We start from the raw sequence: 17,013 nt of genomic DNA on the forward strand, positions 1-17,013 counted from the left end.
ATACTGAAGGAGGCCTCGTCGGGTCGGTTGTGTGTGGTAACTCAATCCAACCCGACGGGGCTCTTCACGTTCGAGGGAAGGTCAACTCCCGCGAGTTACGGACACAACTTCTGGCAACCCGCTTAGGGAGCGGCGGACCCGCGTGAACGGCTTGGCTCGGTTGAGCGCCAAAGCAGCGACCGCCTGACCATCCCGCTCATAGATCGCCAGGAAGCTGCGCGACCCCGGCTCCCCCTCGGCGATCCGAACCTGATCCCCAGGCCGGGTATGGCCCGCGAACTGGATCCGCACCCCGTACTGGTCCGACCAGAAATACGGCGCGGCCCGCCCGGTATGCACAGTCCGCCCCGCCAGCAAGTTGGCCACCGCGACAGCGGGCTGCTCAGCCGCGTTCGTCCAGTGCTCGACCCGCCGTCCACCCAGATTGGCCACATCCCCCACCGCGACCACAGTGGGCACCCGGGTCACTCCACCCGCATCACAACTGACCCCGTTATCCAGGTCCAGCCCCGACCCCGCCAACCACCCGGTGTTGGGCCGCACCCCGATCCCGACCACCACCACATCGGCCTGCAGCCGCCGCCCGTCGCTCAGCTCAACCCCGGTAACCCGCCCCTGCCCCAGCAACGCGGTCACCCCGGCCCCGCAGATCAGCCGAACCCCATGATCAGCGTGCAGCCCAAGACAATGCGCCGCCATCTCCCGCCCCAGCACCGGCGCGAGCGGCAGTGGCGCCGCCTCCACGATCGTCACGTGCAGGCCCAACGCGGCACACGTCGCGGCCACCTCCGCCCCAATGAACCCGGCCCCCACCACAACCACCCGCGGCGACCCCTCCACCAGATCCGCCCGCAATCCGATCGCGTCATCCAGCGTGCGCAACACATGCACGCCGGCCAGGAACTCCGCCCCTGGCAGGCTCCGCGGCGTCGCGCCGGTAGCCAGCACCACCCCGTCGCAGCGCAACCGCCGCCCATCGGCCAGCTCCACCGAGCCCAGCCCGGGGGAGAGGTGGCTGGCGCTCTGGCCGAGCAACCACTCGGCCTCCAACTCGGCCAGATCCGACTCCTCGGCCAGCGCCAGATCGGCCGTGCCGATCGTGCCGAGCAGGAAGTTCTTGGACAGTGGCGGCCGGTCGTAGGGCTGGTGCGGCTCCGCCCCGATGACGGTCAGCCTGCCCTGGAAACCCTGGTCCCGCAACGCCCTGGCCGCCGACAGGCCGGCCAGCGCGCCGCCGATGACCGCGACGGATCTCATGCCACCTCCTGCTCGGCGGAGGTCCGCAAATAGATCATCCCGTCCAGCACGGTGACCTGGTGGGTGCGCACCGGTTTCTTCGCGGGCAGGCAGGTCGGCCTGCCGGTCCGGAGGTCGAAACTGGCCGCGTGCAGCGGACATTCCACCAGGCAGCCCTCCAGGTAACCCTCGGACAGGCTGGCGTCCTGGTGGGTGCAGGTGTCGTCGATGGCGTAGAACTCGCCCTCGACGTTGAACACGGCGACCGGCACGTCGGCGAGCAGCCGCACGGCCTCTCCGGGTGGCAGTTCGTCGAGGCGGCAGACGGCGATCATCACGCCCTCCATGGCGGTGTGAACGGCTCGGGGAGTACAGCTCCTCGGTCCGACGCGACCGGCGGGACGGCGTCGAGGCGAGGTTGAGTTGTTGCGTAGTGCGCGACGCGATGTGCTATGCGCAACAGAGTCGGTCCCGCAGCCCGGTCTCGTCAAGAGGCGAAACCGGGGAAATGTGTTGCCAACGCGTTGCGCGTTTGGACGGCGTCCGTTCGGCAGAGTGGTTACCGTGGGCACTATGGCCAGCGATTGCGACCGGGAACCCCGTGCCGCGAGTTCCGTGCAGTCCGTCGACCGGGCGGTGAGTGTGCTGGAAATCCTGGCCCGGGAGGGCGAGGTCGGGGTCACCGAGATAGCCGCTGAGCTGGGCGTACACAAGTCCACCGCGTTCCGGCTGCTCGGCGTGCTGGAGGAGCGCGGACTGGTCGCCCAGACCGAGGACCGCGGCAAGTATCACCTGGGCCTGGGCATCATCCGGCTGGCCGGGGCCACCGCGGCCCGGCTGGACGTCACCCTGGAAAGCCGCGAGGTGTGCGTCGAACTGGCCCACGACCTGGGCGAGACGGTCAACGTGGCGATCTCCGACCTGGAGGCCGCGGCCGCGGTCAACATCACCCAGGCCCGCGGCACCGCCGCCGTGACCAGCCAGAACTGGGTCGGCAGGCGCACTCCGCTGCACGCCACCTCCAGCGGCAAGGTGCTGCTCGCGCACATGCGTCCCGAGGAGGTGCGCCGGGTGCTGGGCCGCCGGCTGGAGGGCTTCACCGACGCGACCATCACCTCCACCCGCAAGCTTCGCGAGGAGCTGGTCGTCGTCGCGCAACGCGGCTTCGCCTCCTGTGTCGAGGAGCTGGAGATCGGGCTCAACGCCCTGGCCGCCCCGATCCGGTCCTACGAGGGCGCGGTGATCGCCGCGATCAGCGTCTCCGGCCCGTCCTATCGACTCACCCCGGACCGACTTCCGAAAGTCGCCGAACAGGTGGTCGCCGCCGGCGCCGAGGTCTCCCGCCGGATGGGCTGGGCCTGACCCGCATCCTGTTGCTGTTACAGGCTGTTCACCTCACTGGGCATCGCTGCGCCATCAGCGCGATCCGGTCTTGACAAGCACGCCCGCGCGGCCGCACCGTGTTTCGCATCGCACAACCCGATGCGTAATACGCAACTCCATCCACCACCCCGCCACCGGGCGGAGAGGAGTGAGCCGTGCAGCCGAACGTGGTCGTCATCGGGGCCGGGATCGTGGGCTGCGCCCTCGCGGACGAGCTGACACAACGCGGCTGGACCTCGGTCACCGTGCTCGACCAGGGACCCCTGTTCGCCGCGGGCGGCTCCAGCTCGCACGCCCCCGGCCTGGTGTTCCAGACCAATCCGTCAAAGACGATGACCGCCTTCGCCGCCTACACGGTGCGCAAGTACGACCAGCTGACCCTGGCCGACCGGTGGTGCTTCCGCAAGGTCGGCGGCCTGGAGGTGGCCACCACCCCGCAGCGCTGGGCCGACCTGCACCGCAAGCAGGGCTGGGCCACCGCCTGGGGGGTGGAGTCCCGGCTGCTGGACACCGAGGAATGCCTGAAGCTGTGGCCGATGCTGGACCGCGAGCGGGTGCTCGGCGGCCTGCACGTGCCCGAGGACGGCCTGGCCAGCGCCCTGCGTGCGGGCGAGGCCCAGGCCCGCCGGGCGATGGACCGCGGCGCGCGGTTCCTGGCCCACCACCAGGTCCTGGAGATCCTGACCACCGGCGACCGGGTCAGCGGGGTGCGCACCGACCAAGGCGACTTCCCGGCCGACATCGTGGTGTGCGCGGCCGGGTTCTGGGGCCCCAAGATCGGCGCGCTGGTCGGACTGACCGTGCCGCTGCTTCCCCTTGCGCACCAGTACGTTCGCACCGCCGCCCTGCCCGAACTGGCCGGGACCATCAACCCGGCCGACGAGGCGATCCGGCCGATCCTGCGGCATCAGGACCGCGATCTGTACTTCCGCGAGCACACCGACCGGATCGGCATCGGCTCCTACGCGCACCGCCCGATGCCGGTCCGCCTGGACGAACTGCCCGGCCCCGAACAGTCCGAGATGCCCTCGATGCTGGCCTTCACCCAGGCCGACTTCGACCCGGCCTGGGCCGACGCCGTCGACCTGCTGCCCGCCCTCGGTCAGTCCACAGTGGACGAAGGCTTCAACGGGGTGTTCTCCTTCACCCCGGACGGCTTCCCGCTGCTGGGCGAACACCGCGAGGTCAAGGGATTCTGGACGGCCGAGGCGGTCTGGGTCACCCACTCCGCAGGCGTCGCCCGCGCACTCGCCCAATGGCTGATCGAGGGCAAATCCGAGCTGGACCTCCATGAATGTGATCTGCACCGGTTCGAGGAGGTTCAGCTCAGCCCGGACTTCATCGAAGCCCGGGGAGCGCAGAACTTCGTCGAGGTCTACGACGTGCTGCACCCCTTGCAGCCGATGGAACACCCGCGCCCGTTGCGCACCAGCCCGTTCTACCCCCGGCAACAGGAACTGGGCGCGTTCTTCCTGGAGGCCGGGGCCTGGGAACGCCCGCACTGGTATGAGGCCAACGCGCACCTCGCCGAGGGCATCGACCTGCCCGGGCGCGACGAGTGGGCCGCCCGCTACTGGTCGCCGATCGCCGCCGCCGAGGCCCGGCACACCCGCGAGCAGGTGGCCATGTACGACATGACCCCGTTGAAACGCCTGGAGGTCACCGGCCCCGGAGCACTGGAACTGTTGCAGCGCCTGACCACCAATCAGCTGGACAAGAAACCCGGCGCGGTCACCTACACCCTGCTGCTGGACCACGCCGGCGGCGTGCGCAGCGACCTCACCGTGGCCCGGCTCGGCCCGGACCACTTCCAGGTGGGCGCCAACGGAAACCTCGACCTGGACTGGCTGCTCCGGCAGAACACCGATCCGGCCGTGCAGATCAAGGACATCACCGGCGGCACCTGCTGCATCGGCCTGTGGGGCCCGCTGGCCCGCGAGCTGCTCCAGCCGCTGGTCCGGGAGAACCTGGCGCACAAGGCCTTCGGCTACTTCCGGGCCAAGAAGATCCACGTCGGAATGATCCCGGTGACCGCGCTGCGACTGTCCTATGTGGGCGAACTCGGCTGGGAGCTGTACACCAGCGCCGAACTCGGCCTGCGCCTGTGGGACGAACTCTGGCAGGCGGGCCAACAGCACGGGGTGATCGCCGCCGGGCGCAGCGCGTTCAACAGCCTGCGCCTGGAAAAGGGCTACCGGGCCTGGGGCACCGACATGACCGACGAACACGACCCCTACGAATCCGGTCTCGCCTTCGCCGTCCGGCTGGACAAGGGTGAGTTTCTCGGCCGCGACGCCCTGGCCAAGCTCGACCCGGACCAGCCCGCCCGTCGCCTGTCCTGCCTCACCCTGGACGACCGCACCACCAACGTCCTGGGCAAGGAACCCGTGTTCCACCAAGGAAAACCGGTCGGCTATGTCACCTCGGCCGCCTACGGGTACACAGTGGACAGTCCGATCGCCTACGCCTGGCTGCCCGCCGAGGCCGCCATCCCCGGCACCGCGGTGCAGATCGAGTACTTCGGCCGCAGGCTGAACGCCACCGTGGCCGCCGAACCGTTGTTCGACCCAGAGATGGCCCGCATCCGCCGGTGACGTGAGGGAGATCAGCCCGATGTACGACGTGATCGTGATCGGCCTCGGCGGCATGGGCAGCGCCGCCGCCTGCCACCTGGCCGCGCGCGGCAGCCGGGTGCTCGGCCTGGACCGCTTCGGACCCGCGCACAGCAACGGATCCAGCCACGGCGGCTCCCGGATCATCCGCCAGTCCTACTTCGAGGACCCGGCCTACGTGCCGCTGCTGCTGCGCTCCTACGAGCTGTTCGACAAGCTGGCCAACGACTCCGGCCGCGAGGTGCTCACGGTGACCGGCGGCGTCATGATCGGCCGCCCGGACTGCCTCACTGTCAAGGGCAGCAGACTCTCCGCCGAGACCTGGAACCTGCCGCACGAGATGCTGGACGCGCGGGAGATCCGCCGCCGCTTCCCGACCCTGACCCCGGCCGCGGACGAGGTCGCGCTGTACGAGGAGAAGGCAGGCTTCGTCCGTCCGGAAGCGACCGTGGGCGCACACCTCGACCTGGCCGACAAGGCCGGAGCCGAACTGCACTACCACGAACCCGTCCTGGACTGGACCAGCACCGCCACCGGTGTCCAGGTCCGGACCGAGGCGGGGGAGTACACCGCCGAAAAACTGGTGATCTGTCCTGGCGCCTGGGCCCCGCAGCTGCTGGCCGACCTGGGCATCCCGTTCGTGATCGAACGCCAGGTGCAGTACTGGTTCGCCCCCACCGGCGGCCTGGACCCATTCCAGCCCGACGTGCACCCCATCTACATCTGGGAGGCCGCCGACGGCATCCAGGCCTACGGCTTCCCGGCCAGTGACGGACCCGGCGGCGGCGCCAAGGTCGCCTTCTTCCGCGGCGGCCAGACCTGCACCCCCGACACCATCGACCGCACCGTGCACCCGCACGAGATCGAGGCCATGCGAGGACAGCTGCTGCCGCGCATCCCCAGTCTGCCGGGGGAGTTCCTGCGCGCGGCCACCTGCATGTACACCAACACCGCCGACGAGCACTTCGTGATCGCCACCCACCCCGGGCACGAGCGGGTCACCGTGGCCTGCGGATTCTCCGGGCACGGCTTCAAGTTCGTGCCGGTGGTGGGCGAGATCCTGGCCGATCTCGCGCTCACCGGCTCGACCGCGCACCCCATCGACCTGTTCCGTCCCGAGCGACTCGCCGAGGTGAACCCGTGACCACCACCGGCCTGCCCCCGAGCCTGCTGGCCACCCTGCCCGGCAGCGCCTACACCGACCCGGCCACCTTCGCCGCCGAGCAGGAGAAGCTGTTCGAGACGATGTGGTTCTGCGCGATCCGAATGTCCGATCTGGACGGTCCGGGCAGCTTCCGCACCGTCCAGATTGGACGCGAGAGCGTGATCGTCACCCGCAACCGGGCCGGGCAGCCGAGGGCCTTCCTCAACATCTGCCGCCACCGCGGGGCCCGCATCTGTACCCAGGAACAGGGCGCGGTCAAACGCAATTTCCAGTGCTCCTATCACGCCTGGACCTACGACCTGGACGGCAAGCTCATCGCCGCGCCCAACCTGACCAAGATGCCCGACATCGACCGCGTCGAGTACGGCCTGGTCACCGCGCAGGTCAAGGAATGGCTGGGCTACCTTTGGGTGTGCCTCGCACCGGAACCACCGTCCTTTGCGGACACCGTGCAACAGGCGATCACCGAACGCCTCGGTTCCCTTGCAGCCATCGACTCCTACACCATCGACCAATTGACGGTAGGCCGTCGCATCGTCTACGACGTGCGCGCCAACTGGAAGCTGATCGTGGAGAACTTCATGGAGTGCTACCACTGCGCCACCATCCATCCCGAACTCACCGAGGTGCTGCCCGAGTTCGCCGACGGCTACGCCGCCCAGTACTACGTGGGCCACGGCGCCGAGTTCGGCGACGAGATCCAGGGATTCACCGTGGACGGCAGCCCCGGGTTCGACCCGCTGCCAGGGCTGGGGGAGGATCAGGACCGGCGCTACTACGCGATCACGGTGAAACCCCAGGTCTTCATCAACCTGGTGCCCGACCACATCATCTTCCACCGGATGTTCCCGCTGGCCGCGGACCGCACGGTGGTGGAATGCGACTGGCTCTACACCAACGAGGTGGTGGCCGCGGGCAAGGACGTCTCGCGCTCGGTCGAACTGTTCCACCGGGTGAACGAGCAGGACTTCGAGGCATGTGAGAGGACACAGCCGTCGATGTCCTCCCGCGCCTACCGCGACGGTGGCGTACTCGTGCCAAGCGAACATCACATCGGGGCGTTCCACCAGTGGGTTCAGGCGTCAATCGGCAACTTTCCGACCTCTTCGGGGTGCGCTGAGCGCGAAGATTGAATTAGATAGCGGCCAGACATCTCTAGGAGGTTGTATGGCCGAGCTGTTCATCGGCGGCAGATGGCTGGACTCCCAACAGGGGGGCCGGCGGGAGATCCGGTGCCCCGCGGACGGCTCGGTCGTGGCCACCGTGGCCGAGGCGAGCCGTGCGGACACCGAGCTGGCCATCCAGGCCGCGCGCACCGCCTTCGACACCGGCCCCTGGCCGCGCACCCCGGCCGCCGAACGCGCGCGCCTGCTGCTCCGGGTGGCCGATCTGCTGCAGCGGGACAAGGTCGCGCTGGCCCGCGCCGAGTCCATGGACACCGGAAAGCGCTTGGTCGAGGCCGAGTACGACATCGACGATGTCACCAACACCTTCCGGTACTACGGCTCGGTCGGCGCGGGCGAGGCCGGCCGGGTGGTCGACACCGGCAACCCGGACGCCACCAGCAAGGTCGTCTACGAGCCGGTCGGCGTGTGCGGGCTGATCACCCCATGGAACTATCCGCTGCTGCAGACCGCGTGGAAGGTGGCCCCGGCGCTGGTCGCGGGTAACACCTTCGTGCTCAAGCCCAGCGAGCTGACCCCCAGCACCGCGATCATCCTGATGCGGCTGCTGGTGGAGGCCGGGCTGCCGCACGGCGCGGGCAACCTCATCCTCGGCGCCGGTCCCGAGGCGGGCGCGCCGCTGGCCGAACACCCCGATGTGGACCTGGTGTCCTTCACCGGCGGGCTGTCCACCGGGCAGCGGATCATGGCCACCGCCGCGGGCACGGTCAAGAAGGTCGCCCTGGAACTGGGTGGCAAGAACCCGAACATCGTCTTCGCCGACAGCGATTTCGACACGGCGCTGGACTACGCGCTCACCGCGATCTTCCTGCACTCCGGTCAGGTCTGCTCGGCCGGGGCCCGCCTGATCATCCAGGAGCAGTGGCACGACCGGTTCGTGGACGCCCTGGTCGAACGGGCGAACAAGATCCGCCTCGGCGGGCCGTTCGACGAACGCGCCGAGACCGGACCGCTGATCTCCGCCGCGCACCGGGACAAGGTCGAGGCCTACGTGGCCGCCGGGATCGCCGAGGGCGCGGTGCTGCGCTGCGGCGGCAAGCGCCCAGCGGATCCGGCGCTGGCCGACGGCTTCTACTACCCACCGACCATTTTGGACGGTTGCAAGTCCGGGATGTCGGTGCTGCGCGAGGAATCCTTCGGTCCGGTGCTCACGGTGGAGACCTTCACCGACGAGGAGGACGCGATCCGGATCGGCAACGACACCGACTACGGCCTGGCCGGCGCGGTGTGGACCGGCGACGCCGGCCGGGCCGAGCGGGTGGCCGCGCGACTGCGGCACGGCACCATCTGGATCAACGACTACCACCCGTACCTGCCCCAGGCGGAATGGGGTGGTTTCAAGCGGTCCGGCATCGGCCGCGAACTAGGCCCGAGCGGACTCAGCGAGTACCGCGAGCCCAAGCACATCTGGCACAACCTTCGGCCGGCGCCACAGAAGTGGTTCTCCGGCGAGTGACCCTGCCCTGGTGAATGACCGGAGGCCCATGCCCGCATCCCCGCTTCCCACCACGCCCGGAGGTTGCCATGACGACCGTCCGCTCCGACGATGCTGAACTCCAGGAGTTCGGCTATCGCCAGGAACTGAAGCGCACACTCGGAAACTTCCACACCTTCGCCGCCGGGATCAGCTACATCTCCATCCTGACCGGCACGTTCCAGCTGTTCTACCTGGGTTTCGCCCAGGGCGGCCCTGCCTACTGGTGGTCCTGGCCGATGGTCTTCGCCGGCCAGCTCATGGTGGCGCTCTGCTTCGCCGAACTGGCCGCCCGCTACCCGATCGCGGGCTCGATCTACAACTGGGCCAAACGGCTCAGCAACCCGCACGTGTCCTGGCTGGCAGGCTGGCTGATGCTGGCCGCCTCCGCCACCACGGTGGCCGCCACCGCGCTGGCCCTGCAGATCACCCTGCCGCAGATCTGGGACGGCTTCCAGCTGGTGCCGGACAACCCGACCAACGCGGTGCTCCTGGCCAGCATCCTGATCGTGTTCACCACCGTGATCAACGCCTGCGGGGTCAAGCTGATGGCCCGGATCAACAGCGCGGGCGTGCTCATCGAGCTGATCGCCGCGGTGATCATGGTGATCGTGCTGGCCGCCTTCGCGGTCCGCGGACCCGAGGTGGTGCTGGAAACCCACGGCACCGGCGACGGCCACTCACTCGGTTACATGGGCGCGTTCCTGGCCGCTTCGCTGGCCTCGCTGTACGTGATGTACGGCTTCGACACCGCGGCCTCGCTCGGTGAGGAGTCGGTGGATCCGACCCGCAACGCACCCAAGTCCATCCTGCGCGCGGTGATCGCCTCCTTCCTCATCGGCGGACTGCTGTTGCTGTTCGCGCTGATGGCGGTGCGCGACATCAACGCGCCGGAACTCGGCACGATCGGGCTGCAGTACATCGTGCTGGACGTGCTCGGCCCGGTGGTCGGCAAGATCTTCCTGGTCACCGTGGCCATCGCGATCGTGGTGTGCGTGCTGGCGGTGCACACCGCGGCGATCCGGATGATGTTCGCCATGGCCAGGGACAACAACCTGCCCGGCGGCCAGAAGCTGGCCAAGGTCAGCGCGCGTTTCCAGACCCCGGTGCTGCCCGCGCTGCTGATCGGCGTCTTCGGCATCGCCTTCCTGATGATCAACATCGGTCAGCCGCAGATCTTCTCGGTGGTCACCAGCATCGCGATCATCCTGATCTACCTGGCCTACCTGCTGGTCACCGTGCCACTGCTGATCGCCCGGCTGCGCGGGCGCTGGCCACTGGACACAGTGGAGGGTCAGGAACCCCGCTTCGGGCTGGGCAAATGGGGTCTGCCGATCAACATCGTGGCCGTGCTGTGGGGCGCGGCCATGGTGGTGAACCTGTTGTGGCCACGACAGGCCATCTACAACCCGAGCCCGCCGTTCCACTGGTACCTGCAGTGGGGCGCGGTCCTGTTCGTCGGGGCGGTCACGCTCGTCGGCTTCGCGTACTACTGGTTCGTCCAGCGCCACCGCAGCGGGGTGCTGGCCGACCACGCGCACACGCCGACCGAGGCCGCCGCAGTGCCGGAGGTGCGCTGATGGAGGAGTTCGACTACGTCGTCGCGGGCGGCGGCACGGCAGGTGCGGTGGTCGCCGCCCGGCTCTCGGAGAACCCGGATACGCGGGTGTGCCTGCTGGAGGCCGGACCGTCCGATGTGGACGATCCGGCGATCCTGCGGCTGGACAAGTGGATGTCGTTGCTGGAGTCCGGCTACGACTGGGACTACCCGGTCGAACCCCAGTCCACCGGCAACTCCTTCCTCCGGCACGCCCGTGCCAAGGTGCTCGGCGGCTGCTCCTCGCACAACTCCTGCATCGCCTTCTGGGCGCCCGCGGAGGACCTGGACGAGTGGGCGGCGCTGGGCTGCACCGGCTGGAGCGCGGCCGAGGTTTTCCCGCTGTACCAACGGCTGGAGACCAACGACGCCCCCGGCGAGCACCACGGCCGCTCCGGCCCGGTCAACATCATGACCGTGCCCGGCGAGGACCCGTGCGCCGCCGCGCTGCTGGAGGCGTGTGCCCAGGCCGGGATTCCGACCACGCCGTTCAACAGCGGCCGCACCGTGGTCAACGGCGCCAACTGGTTCCAGATCAACTCCACCAAGGAGGGCGTCCGCGCGTCCTCCTCGGTGTCCTACCTGCACCCGATCATCGGCCGGCGGCCGAACCTGGAGATCCGCACCGGGGTCCGGGTCAAGCGCCTGCTGATCGACGAGCGCAAGCGGTGCACCGGCGTGGAATACCTGGCCGCGGACGGGCAGCACAGCCTCCAGGCGCACGCCCGCCGGGAGGTCGTGGTGAGCTGCGGCTCCATCGACACCCCGAAACTGCTGATGCTCTCCGGCATCGGCCCGGCCGAACACCTGCGGCAGCACGGAATCGACGTGCTGGTCGACTCGCCGGGCGTGGGGGAGAACCTGCAGGACCACCCCGAGGGCGTGATCCAGTGGCAGGCGAAGCAGCCGATGACCCAGAAATCCACCCAGTGGTGGGAAATCGGCATCTTCACCACCACCGAGGACGGCCTGGACCGGCCGGATCTGATGTTCCACTACGGTTCGGTGCCCTTCGACATGAACACGCTGCGACACGGCTACCCGACCACGGAGAACGGCTTCTGCCTCACTCCCAACGTCACCCGCAGCCGGTCACTGGGCACGGTCCGGTTGCGCAGCAGGGATTTCCGGGACAAGCCGATGGTCGACCCACGCTATTTCAGCCACCCGCACGACGAACGCGTGATGACCCACGGCCTGCGCCTGGCCCGCGAGATCGTCGGCCAGCCCGCCATGTCGGCCTGGGCAGGCCCGGAACTGTTCCCCGGCCCGGACAACACCACCGACGAGCAGCTGCTCGACTACATCCGCCGCACCCACAACACCGTCTACCACCCTTCCAGCACAGTCCGGATGGGCGCGCCAGGGGACACCCAGGCCCCACTCGATCCGCAGCTGCGGGTCAAGGGGATCGACGGCCTGCGGGTGGCGGACGGCTCGGTGATGCCGTTCCTGGTCACCGTGAACCCGTGCATCACCACCATGATGATCGGCGAGAAATGCGCTGACCTGATCAAGGCGGCCTGAGCGGTAAACCGGCGGCGCCCGCCGGCGCCGCCGGTTACCCTGCCCTGGTGATCACCGAACGCCCTGACCCGCCCCGCCAGGGCGACGAACGCGAAACGCTGCGCGTCTACCTGGACTTCCACCGCGCCACCTTGGCCATGAAGTGCGCTGATCTGTCCACAGAGGACCTCCGCCGCCAGTCCTCCCCACCCTCGACCCTGTCGTTGCTGGGTCTGGTGCGGCACCTGGCCGAGGTCGAACGCACCTGGTTCCGCCGCGTCATCAACGCCGAGGACATCCCGCTGATCTGGTCGGACAGCTTCGACTTCCAAGCCGCCTACGACGCCTCGAACTGCACCCGGGAAGAGGCGTTCGCGGCCTGGGAAGCCGAGGTCGAGCACTCCCGGCGAATCGAACTGGCCGCGGAATCACTGGAGGTCACCGGCTACCAGCCGCGCTGGGGCGAACACGTGTCGTTGCGGATGATCATGCTGCACATGATCCACGAGTACGCCCGGCACAACGGCCACGCCGACTTCCTGCGCGAGGCCATCGACGGCGTCACCGGCGCCTAACGGAACCAGATCCCGCCGTTGACGCGGTGATACCCCAGCCCCCGGTACGCCGCGTCGATCAACGCCTGCCCGCGCTCGTTCACGCCCAGCCCCGGCCCCTGCCGGTTCATCACATACCCGAACGACATCCGCGCGCCCGGATCCGCGAAGCCGACCGCCCCGCCCATCCCGCAGGCACCGAAGGCCTGCTCCGACCACAGCACGCCCTCCCGGTCCGCGGGTGGCAGATGCCGGTTGTCGCAGGCCTTGCTGAACCCGAGCGAGTACCGGCTGGGCACCAGCGTCACCGCGTCCAGGGACCCGGCCGAACTCACCGCCCCGGCCCGCGCCACCGCGGCCCGGTCCAGCAGCCGCAACCCGTCCACGCTGCCACCCACCGCGAGGGGCCGGTAGAGCAGGGATAGTCCGCGTGCGTTGGTCAGTCCGCCGGTGCCGCCCAGCACCGCCGCGCGGGCGGCCCGTGAATCGGCCTCGCCGGGGGCCAGGTAGCCGCCGTTGTTGAGCAGCACCCGGCCTGCGGGGGAGTCGGGGTCGGTGATGGCGGTCAGGTGCATGGTGGGGATCAGCTCGGACAGCTCCGGCTGCGGAACCATCGGCGCGGCCGCCTCGTCCAGGTCCGGCGGCAGGGTCAGCCAGAAGTCCAGATCGAGTGGCCCGGCCAGTTCACGTTCGAAGAACTGCGCGAGTGATCCGCCGGTGATCCGCCGGACGAGTTCGCCGATGAGGAAGCCGAAGGTGAAGGCGTGGAAACCGTGCCGGGCGCCCGGGGTCCACAGCGGTTCGGCCGCGGCCAGCCGCTCGGTCATCAGCTCCCAGTCGTAGAAGGCCCCGCGCGGCAACACCTCCCGCAACCCGGGCAGCCCGGCCTGGTGGTCGAGCAGCTGGCCGACGAGCACGGAGTCCTTGCCGCCCTTGCCGAACTCCGGCCAGTACCGGCTCACCGGGGCGAGCAGGTCGAGCTGACCACGCACCGCGAGCAGGTGTGCGCACAACGCGGTCGCGCCCTGGGTGGCGGTCCAGACGTGGGTGAAGGTGTAGTCGGTCCAGCGCCTGCCCTGCGCGGGATCGGCCAGCCCGCCCCACAGGTCGACCACGGTCTCCCCGTCCACAGTCAGGTGCACCGAGGCGCCCACCTCGCCGCGCTCGGCCAGATTGCGCTCGAACTCGGCGCGCACCCCGGCGAAACGCGGGGTGCACAGACCGTGGACCGGCACGGGTGTCCTCCTGGGGTTCGTCCAGGGCTAGAGGCTTACGTCCTGGAAGCGGGAAAAGGTCCATACGTGTCCGTACCGCGACGCAAACTTTGCCGATCGGTGTTGCGGCACGCCGGGGAGCCCGAAAGATGACGGTCCGATCTCGTGCCGCTTTCCCTATGACCCCAACACAAGCTTCCGGGCCAGTTCCCCGGTAACACTGGTGCCGTGTCCACACCCTCGCCGCCGATCACCGAGCGCCCCGGCCGTTTCCGCCGGCTACTCGCCCCGGTAGTGGCGTTGTGTGCGCTCACAATCACCGGCTGTGCGGCGCTGACCGAACTGGTGAAACTGAGCCAGCGGATCGAGAAGGCCGGCGTGGAGCAGGTCTCCACCCACCAGTCCACCGAGTCCACCGGGCTCGTCCGGCTGCGTGTCCAGGCACAGCAACGGGACCGGCGCGCCGACCCGGAGCAGACCGCGCAGGGCATCACCAAGGTCGTCTGGGACACCTTCCCGCGCCGGATCGACGAGCTGGAGATCACCCTCGACGGAAAACTGGTCTCCCGCGCCGACCGGGCTGAGCTGATCGACCGGCTCGGCGAGCGCAACCCGGCACTCGAGGAGGACACCGGCGACGGTGGCCTCGGGTACTGGTTGCCGTTCGCGCTGATCGCCTTCGTGCTGCTGGCACTCGGGCTGATCGGCCTGCTGTGGTGGCAACGCCGCCGGCGCGAGCACCGCGCCGCCGAGGTGTCGCGGACACCACCACCCTACCCATCCGCGGTGGCCTGGCCGCCGTACCAGGGACCGCCACCCCCGTCCGGAAGGGGACGCACCCACTGATGTACGTCTACCTGTTGTGGCACACCAGTCATCTCGGTGGCCGGGACGAGAAGCTGCTGGGCGTCTACGCGACCCGCACCGAGGCCGAGGCCAGGGTGGAGCGCTCGCGCGCGCTACCCGGTTTCCGGGAGGAGCCCAGCGGCTTCCACATCGCGGAGTACCGGGTCAACTCAGACCAGTGGGCGGAGGGCTTCCTCACCGTCTGACCCGGCCGCACGGTCTGACCCGGCGCGGGAGACTGCGCCGGTGCGCGTTGACCTCGGACCGTCACTGGCGGTCGTACTCCTGCTGCTGACCGTGGCCGCCGCCGCGGTGGTCCGCCTCGGCGGCCTCGGCCCGGCCCGCCCGGTGCTCACCGCCGCGGCCCGCGCGGTCCTGCAACTCACCCTGATCTCGCTGGTGCTGCTGGCCGTGCTGCGCTCGACCGGCTGGACCGCGCTGTTCATCACCGTGATGTGCGCGGTCGCGGTGCTCACCTCGGCCCGCAGACTCGGCGGCCTGCGGCACAGCGGCTGGCTCGCCCTGGCCATCGCAGGCGGCGCGCTGCCGGTGCTGATCCTGCTGGTGCTCACCGGAATCGTGCCGCCCCAGCCCATCGCGGTGCTGCCCACCGCCGGCATCCTCATCGGCGGCGCGATGACCGCCACCAGCCTGGCCGGTCGCCGGGCCCGGCACGAGTGGCACACCCGCCACGGCGAGTACGAAGCCGCCCTCGCCCTGGGCCTGCCACCCCGCGACGCGGTGCTCGAACTGTGCCGCCCCACCGCGGGCCAGGCCCTGCTGCCCGCCCTGGACCAGACCCGCACGGTCGGTCTGGTGACCCTGCCCGGCGCGTTCGTCGGCATGCTGCTCGGCGGCGCCACCCCCCTGGAAGCCGGCGCCACCCAACTGGTTGTGCTCATCGGATTACTGGCCGTGGAAGCGATCGCGGTGCTGGTCACGGTCGAGTTGCTCGCCCGGGGCCGCCTCGGCGCACCCCAACTCAAAGGTTAGGCTTCCCTAAGCACGTTACTGGGAGGAACCACATGTCCAAGAGAACAACCCTGCCCGCCGTGGCCCTCGCCCTGGCCGCCACGCTGGTGGCCGGCGCCTGCGGATCGGCGGGTACGAACTCCCCGGCGGGGCAGGGCGGGGGAGACGGCGTCTTCCCGGTGAAGATCGAGCACAAGTACGGCACCACCGAGATCACCAAGCGCCCCCAGCGCGTGGTCACCCTGGGCCTGTCCGACCACGAGACCGCGCTCGCGCTGGACGTCAAGCCGGTCGGCGTCGTGGACTGGTTCAAGGAACGCCCCTTCGGCGTTTTCCCGTGGCAGAAGGAGAAGTGGGCGGGCACCGAGCCCACCATCGTCGGTGAGCGCGACGACATCAACATGGAGAAGGTCGCCTCGCTGCGCCCGGACCTGGTGATCGCGGGCTACTCGGGGATCAAGAAGGAACAGTACGAGACCCTGACCAAGCTCAACATCCCCGTGGTGGCCCAGTCGGCCAAGCACCCCGACTACGCCACGCCGTGGGAGGAGATGGCCCGCACCATCGGCAAGGCCCTGGGCAAGGACAAGGAACTCGACGCCAAGATCACCGCGCTGAAGGACCGCTTCGCCAAGATCCGCGCCGACCACCCCGAGTGGGCCAGGCAAACCGCCCTGGTCGCCGACACCGTCCAGCCCGGCGTCTACGCCGCCTTCGCCGCCCACGACCCGAAGCTGGCCTTCCTCCTGGACCTGGGCTTCCAAACCCCGGACCGCCTGCGCCAGGCTCCGAAAGAGCAGAACATCATCGAGGTCGGCTCCGAAGGCCTCCCCGACCTGTTCGAGGTCGACCGCCTGATCTGGCTCACCGAAGACGCCAGCCTGGAGAAGAAGGTCAAGGCCGACCCGGTCTACCAGCGCCTCAAGGTCTTCCAGGACAAGCGCGACATGTTCGTCCCCTACAACGAACCCCCCATCGGCGCCGCCATCTCCTTCAACACGGTCCTGAGCATGCCCTACGCCCTGGAACACCTGGTGCCGCTGCTCGTGAACGCGAAGAAGTAGCCACCGCGAGGAAGTAGCCACCGCGGGCAAGTAACCACCGCGGGCAAGCTGCCATCGTGGATCCGGCTGCCAGCCAGCGCATGAGTCGCGGCCCGGCAGCCGGATCCACTCCAGCCCAGCCCGCACACCACTTCCACTTTCGCCCCGGCCCGGCCTCGCCCGGCGGCCCCTGCCCAGTCGGCGGCGCCTGCCCAGCCTCGCCCGGC

At 69.3% G+C, this 17,013-nt stretch carries 15 protein-coding genes; 12 read left to right on the forward strand and 3 right to left on the reverse strand.

Translation table 11 applies throughout. The features are described 5' to 3' along the window. Positions 1 to 81: 81 nt before the first annotated feature. Together ACTOWY_RS17735 and ACTOWY_RS17740 are read right to left on the reverse strand one after the other, a co-directional pair. On the reverse strand, positions 82 to 1,257 hold the full coding sequence (locus ACTOWY_RS17735; protein ID WP_441310738.1) for an NAD(P)/FAD-dependent oxidoreductase: 1,176 nt from the start codon (positions 1,255 to 1,257) through the stop codon (positions 82 to 84). After that, positions 1,254 to 1,571 (reverse strand): bifunctional 3-phenylpropionate/cinnamic acid dioxygenase ferredoxin subunit, encoded by a 318-nt coding sequence (locus ACTOWY_RS17740; RefSeq protein ID WP_441310739.1) that lies wholly within the window; start codon positions 1,569 to 1,571, stop codon positions 1,254 to 1,256. Before ACTOWY_RS17740 ends, ACTOWY_RS17735 begins: the two co-directional genes overlap by 4 nt. A gap of 238 nt (positions 1,572 to 1,809) precedes the next feature. Here ACTOWY_RS17740 and ACTOWY_RS17745 point away from each other — a divergent pair, with 238 nt between their 5' ends. From ACTOWY_RS17745 to ACTOWY_RS17780, 8 genes are all read left to right on the forward strand, one after another. Beyond that, the gene (locus tag ACTOWY_RS17745) at positions 1,810 to 2,598 is read left to right on the forward strand and encodes an IclR family transcriptional regulator (RefSeq protein ID WP_441310740.1); all 789 of its coding nucleotides are present in this window, start codon (positions 1,810 to 1,812) and stop codon (positions 2,596 to 2,598) included. Between the two features lie 176 nt (positions 2,599 to 2,774). Continuing rightward, positions 2,775 to 5,213, forward strand: coding sequence for a GcvT family protein (locus tag ACTOWY_RS17750; RefSeq protein ID WP_441310741.1), 2,439 nt, complete (start codon positions 2,775 to 2,777; stop codon positions 5,211 to 5,213). 19 nt (positions 5,214 to 5,232) lie between these two features. Beyond that, on the forward strand, positions 5,233 to 6,375 hold the full coding sequence (gene solA, locus ACTOWY_RS17755; RefSeq protein ID WP_441310742.1) for an N-methyl-L-tryptophan oxidase: 1,143 nt from the start codon (positions 5,233 to 5,235) through the stop codon (positions 6,373 to 6,375). Beyond that, the gene (locus tag ACTOWY_RS17760) at positions 6,372 to 7,529 is read left to right on the forward strand and encodes an aromatic ring-hydroxylating oxygenase subunit alpha (protein ID WP_441310743.1); all 1,158 of its coding nucleotides are present in this window, start codon (positions 6,372 to 6,374) and stop codon (positions 7,527 to 7,529) included. Before solA ends, ACTOWY_RS17760 begins: the two co-directional genes overlap by 4 nt. Positions 7,530 to 7,563: 34 nt before the next feature. Next, positions 7,564 to 9,036, forward strand: a complete 1,473-nt coding sequence (locus tag ACTOWY_RS17765) for an aldehyde dehydrogenase family protein (RefSeq protein ID WP_441310744.1) — start codon at positions 7,564 to 7,566, stop codon at positions 9,034 to 9,036. A 68-nt stretch (positions 9,037 to 9,104) separates the two neighbouring features. Then, a complete protein-coding gene (locus ACTOWY_RS17770) occupies positions 9,105 to 10,634 on the forward strand; it encodes an APC family permease (RefSeq protein ID WP_441310745.1) in 1,530 nt (509 codons plus the stop codon). Further along, positions 10,631 to 12,178 (forward strand): GMC family oxidoreductase, encoded by a 1,548-nt coding sequence (locus tag ACTOWY_RS17775; protein ID WP_441311006.1) that lies wholly within the window; start codon positions 10,631 to 10,633, stop codon positions 12,176 to 12,178. The genes ACTOWY_RS17770 and ACTOWY_RS17775 overlap by 4 nt, the downstream gene beginning before the upstream one ends. Before the next feature lie 47 nt (positions 12,179 to 12,225). Beyond that, positions 12,226 to 12,732: a DinB family protein gene (locus ACTOWY_RS17780; RefSeq protein ID WP_441310746.1), complete on the forward strand. Its 507-nt coding sequence runs from the start codon at positions 12,226 to 12,228 to the stop codon at positions 12,730 to 12,732. On the opposite strand, the gene ACTOWY_RS17785 is transcribed toward ACTOWY_RS17780, so the two are convergent. Further along, positions 12,729 to 13,946, reverse strand: a complete 1,218-nt coding sequence (locus ACTOWY_RS17785) for a serine hydrolase domain-containing protein (RefSeq protein ID WP_441310747.1) — start codon at positions 13,944 to 13,946, stop codon at positions 12,729 to 12,731. The two genes, ACTOWY_RS17780 and ACTOWY_RS17785, sit on opposite strands and share 4 nt — an antisense overlap. A gap of 207 nt (positions 13,947 to 14,153) precedes the next feature. Between ACTOWY_RS17785 and ACTOWY_RS17790 the strand changes: the two genes are divergently transcribed. The 4 genes from ACTOWY_RS17790 to ACTOWY_RS17805 are packed head-to-tail and all read left to right on the forward strand — an operon-like array spanning position 14,154 to position 16,807. Further along, positions 14,154 to 14,771: a hypothetical protein gene (locus ACTOWY_RS17790; RefSeq protein WP_441310748.1), complete on the forward strand. Its 618-nt coding sequence runs from the start codon at positions 14,154 to 14,156 to the stop codon at positions 14,769 to 14,771. Continuing rightward, positions 14,771 to 14,977, forward strand: a complete 207-nt coding sequence (locus ACTOWY_RS17795) for a DUF7336 domain-containing protein (RefSeq protein ID WP_185004707.1) — start codon at positions 14,771 to 14,773, stop codon at positions 14,975 to 14,977. Before ACTOWY_RS17790 ends, ACTOWY_RS17795 begins: the two co-directional genes overlap by 1 nt. 40 nt (positions 14,978 to 15,017) lie before the next feature. After that, the gene (locus tag ACTOWY_RS17800) at positions 15,018 to 15,764 is read left to right on the forward strand and encodes an ABC transporter permease (RefSeq protein ID WP_441310749.1); all 747 of its coding nucleotides are present in this window, start codon (positions 15,018 to 15,020) and stop codon (positions 15,762 to 15,764) included. 32 nt (positions 15,765 to 15,796) lie between these two features. After that, positions 15,797 to 16,807: an iron-siderophore ABC transporter substrate-binding protein gene (locus tag ACTOWY_RS17805; RefSeq protein ID WP_441310750.1), complete on the forward strand. Its 1,011-nt coding sequence runs from the start codon at positions 15,797 to 15,799 to the stop codon at positions 16,805 to 16,807. Positions 16,808 to 17,013 lie beyond the last annotated feature (206 nt).

It is taken from the genome of Crossiella sp. CA198 (assembly GCF_052078295.1).
Taxonomy (GTDB): Bacteria; Actinomycetota; Actinomycetes; order Mycobacteriales; family Pseudonocardiaceae; genus Crossiella.

Bases quoted from the DNA above. Each gene is read 5' to 3' on its own strand.
- ACTOWY_RS17735 (WP_441310738.1), bottom strand. From the start codon at position 1,257: ATGAGATCCGTCGCGGTCATCGGCGGCGCGCTGGCCGGCCTGTCGGCG.
- ACTOWY_RS17740 (WP_441310739.1), bottom strand. From the start codon at position 1,571: ATGATCGCCGTCTGCCGCCTCGACGAACTGCCACCCGGAGAGGCCGTG.
- ACTOWY_RS17745 (WP_441310740.1), top strand. From the start codon at position 1,810: ATGGCCAGCGATTGCGACCGGGAACCCCGTGCCGCGAGTTCCGTGCAG.
- solA (WP_441310742.1), top strand. From the start codon at position 5,233: ATGTACGACGTGATCGTGATCGGCCTCGGCGGCATGGGCAGCGCCGCC.
- ACTOWY_RS17765 (WP_441310744.1), top strand. From the start codon at position 7,564: ATGGCCGAGCTGTTCATCGGCGGCAGATGGCTGGACTCCCAACAGGGG.
- ACTOWY_RS17770 (WP_441310745.1), top strand. From the start codon at position 9,105: ATGACGACCGTCCGCTCCGACGATGCTGAACTCCAGGAGTTCGGCTAT.
- ACTOWY_RS17795 (WP_185004707.1), top strand. From the start codon at position 14,771: ATGTACGTCTACCTGTTGTGGCACACCAGTCATCTCGGTGGCCGGGAC.
- ACTOWY_RS17805 (WP_441310750.1), top strand. From the start codon at position 15,797: ATGTCCAAGAGAACAACCCTGCCCGCCGTGGCCCTCGCCCTGGCCGCC.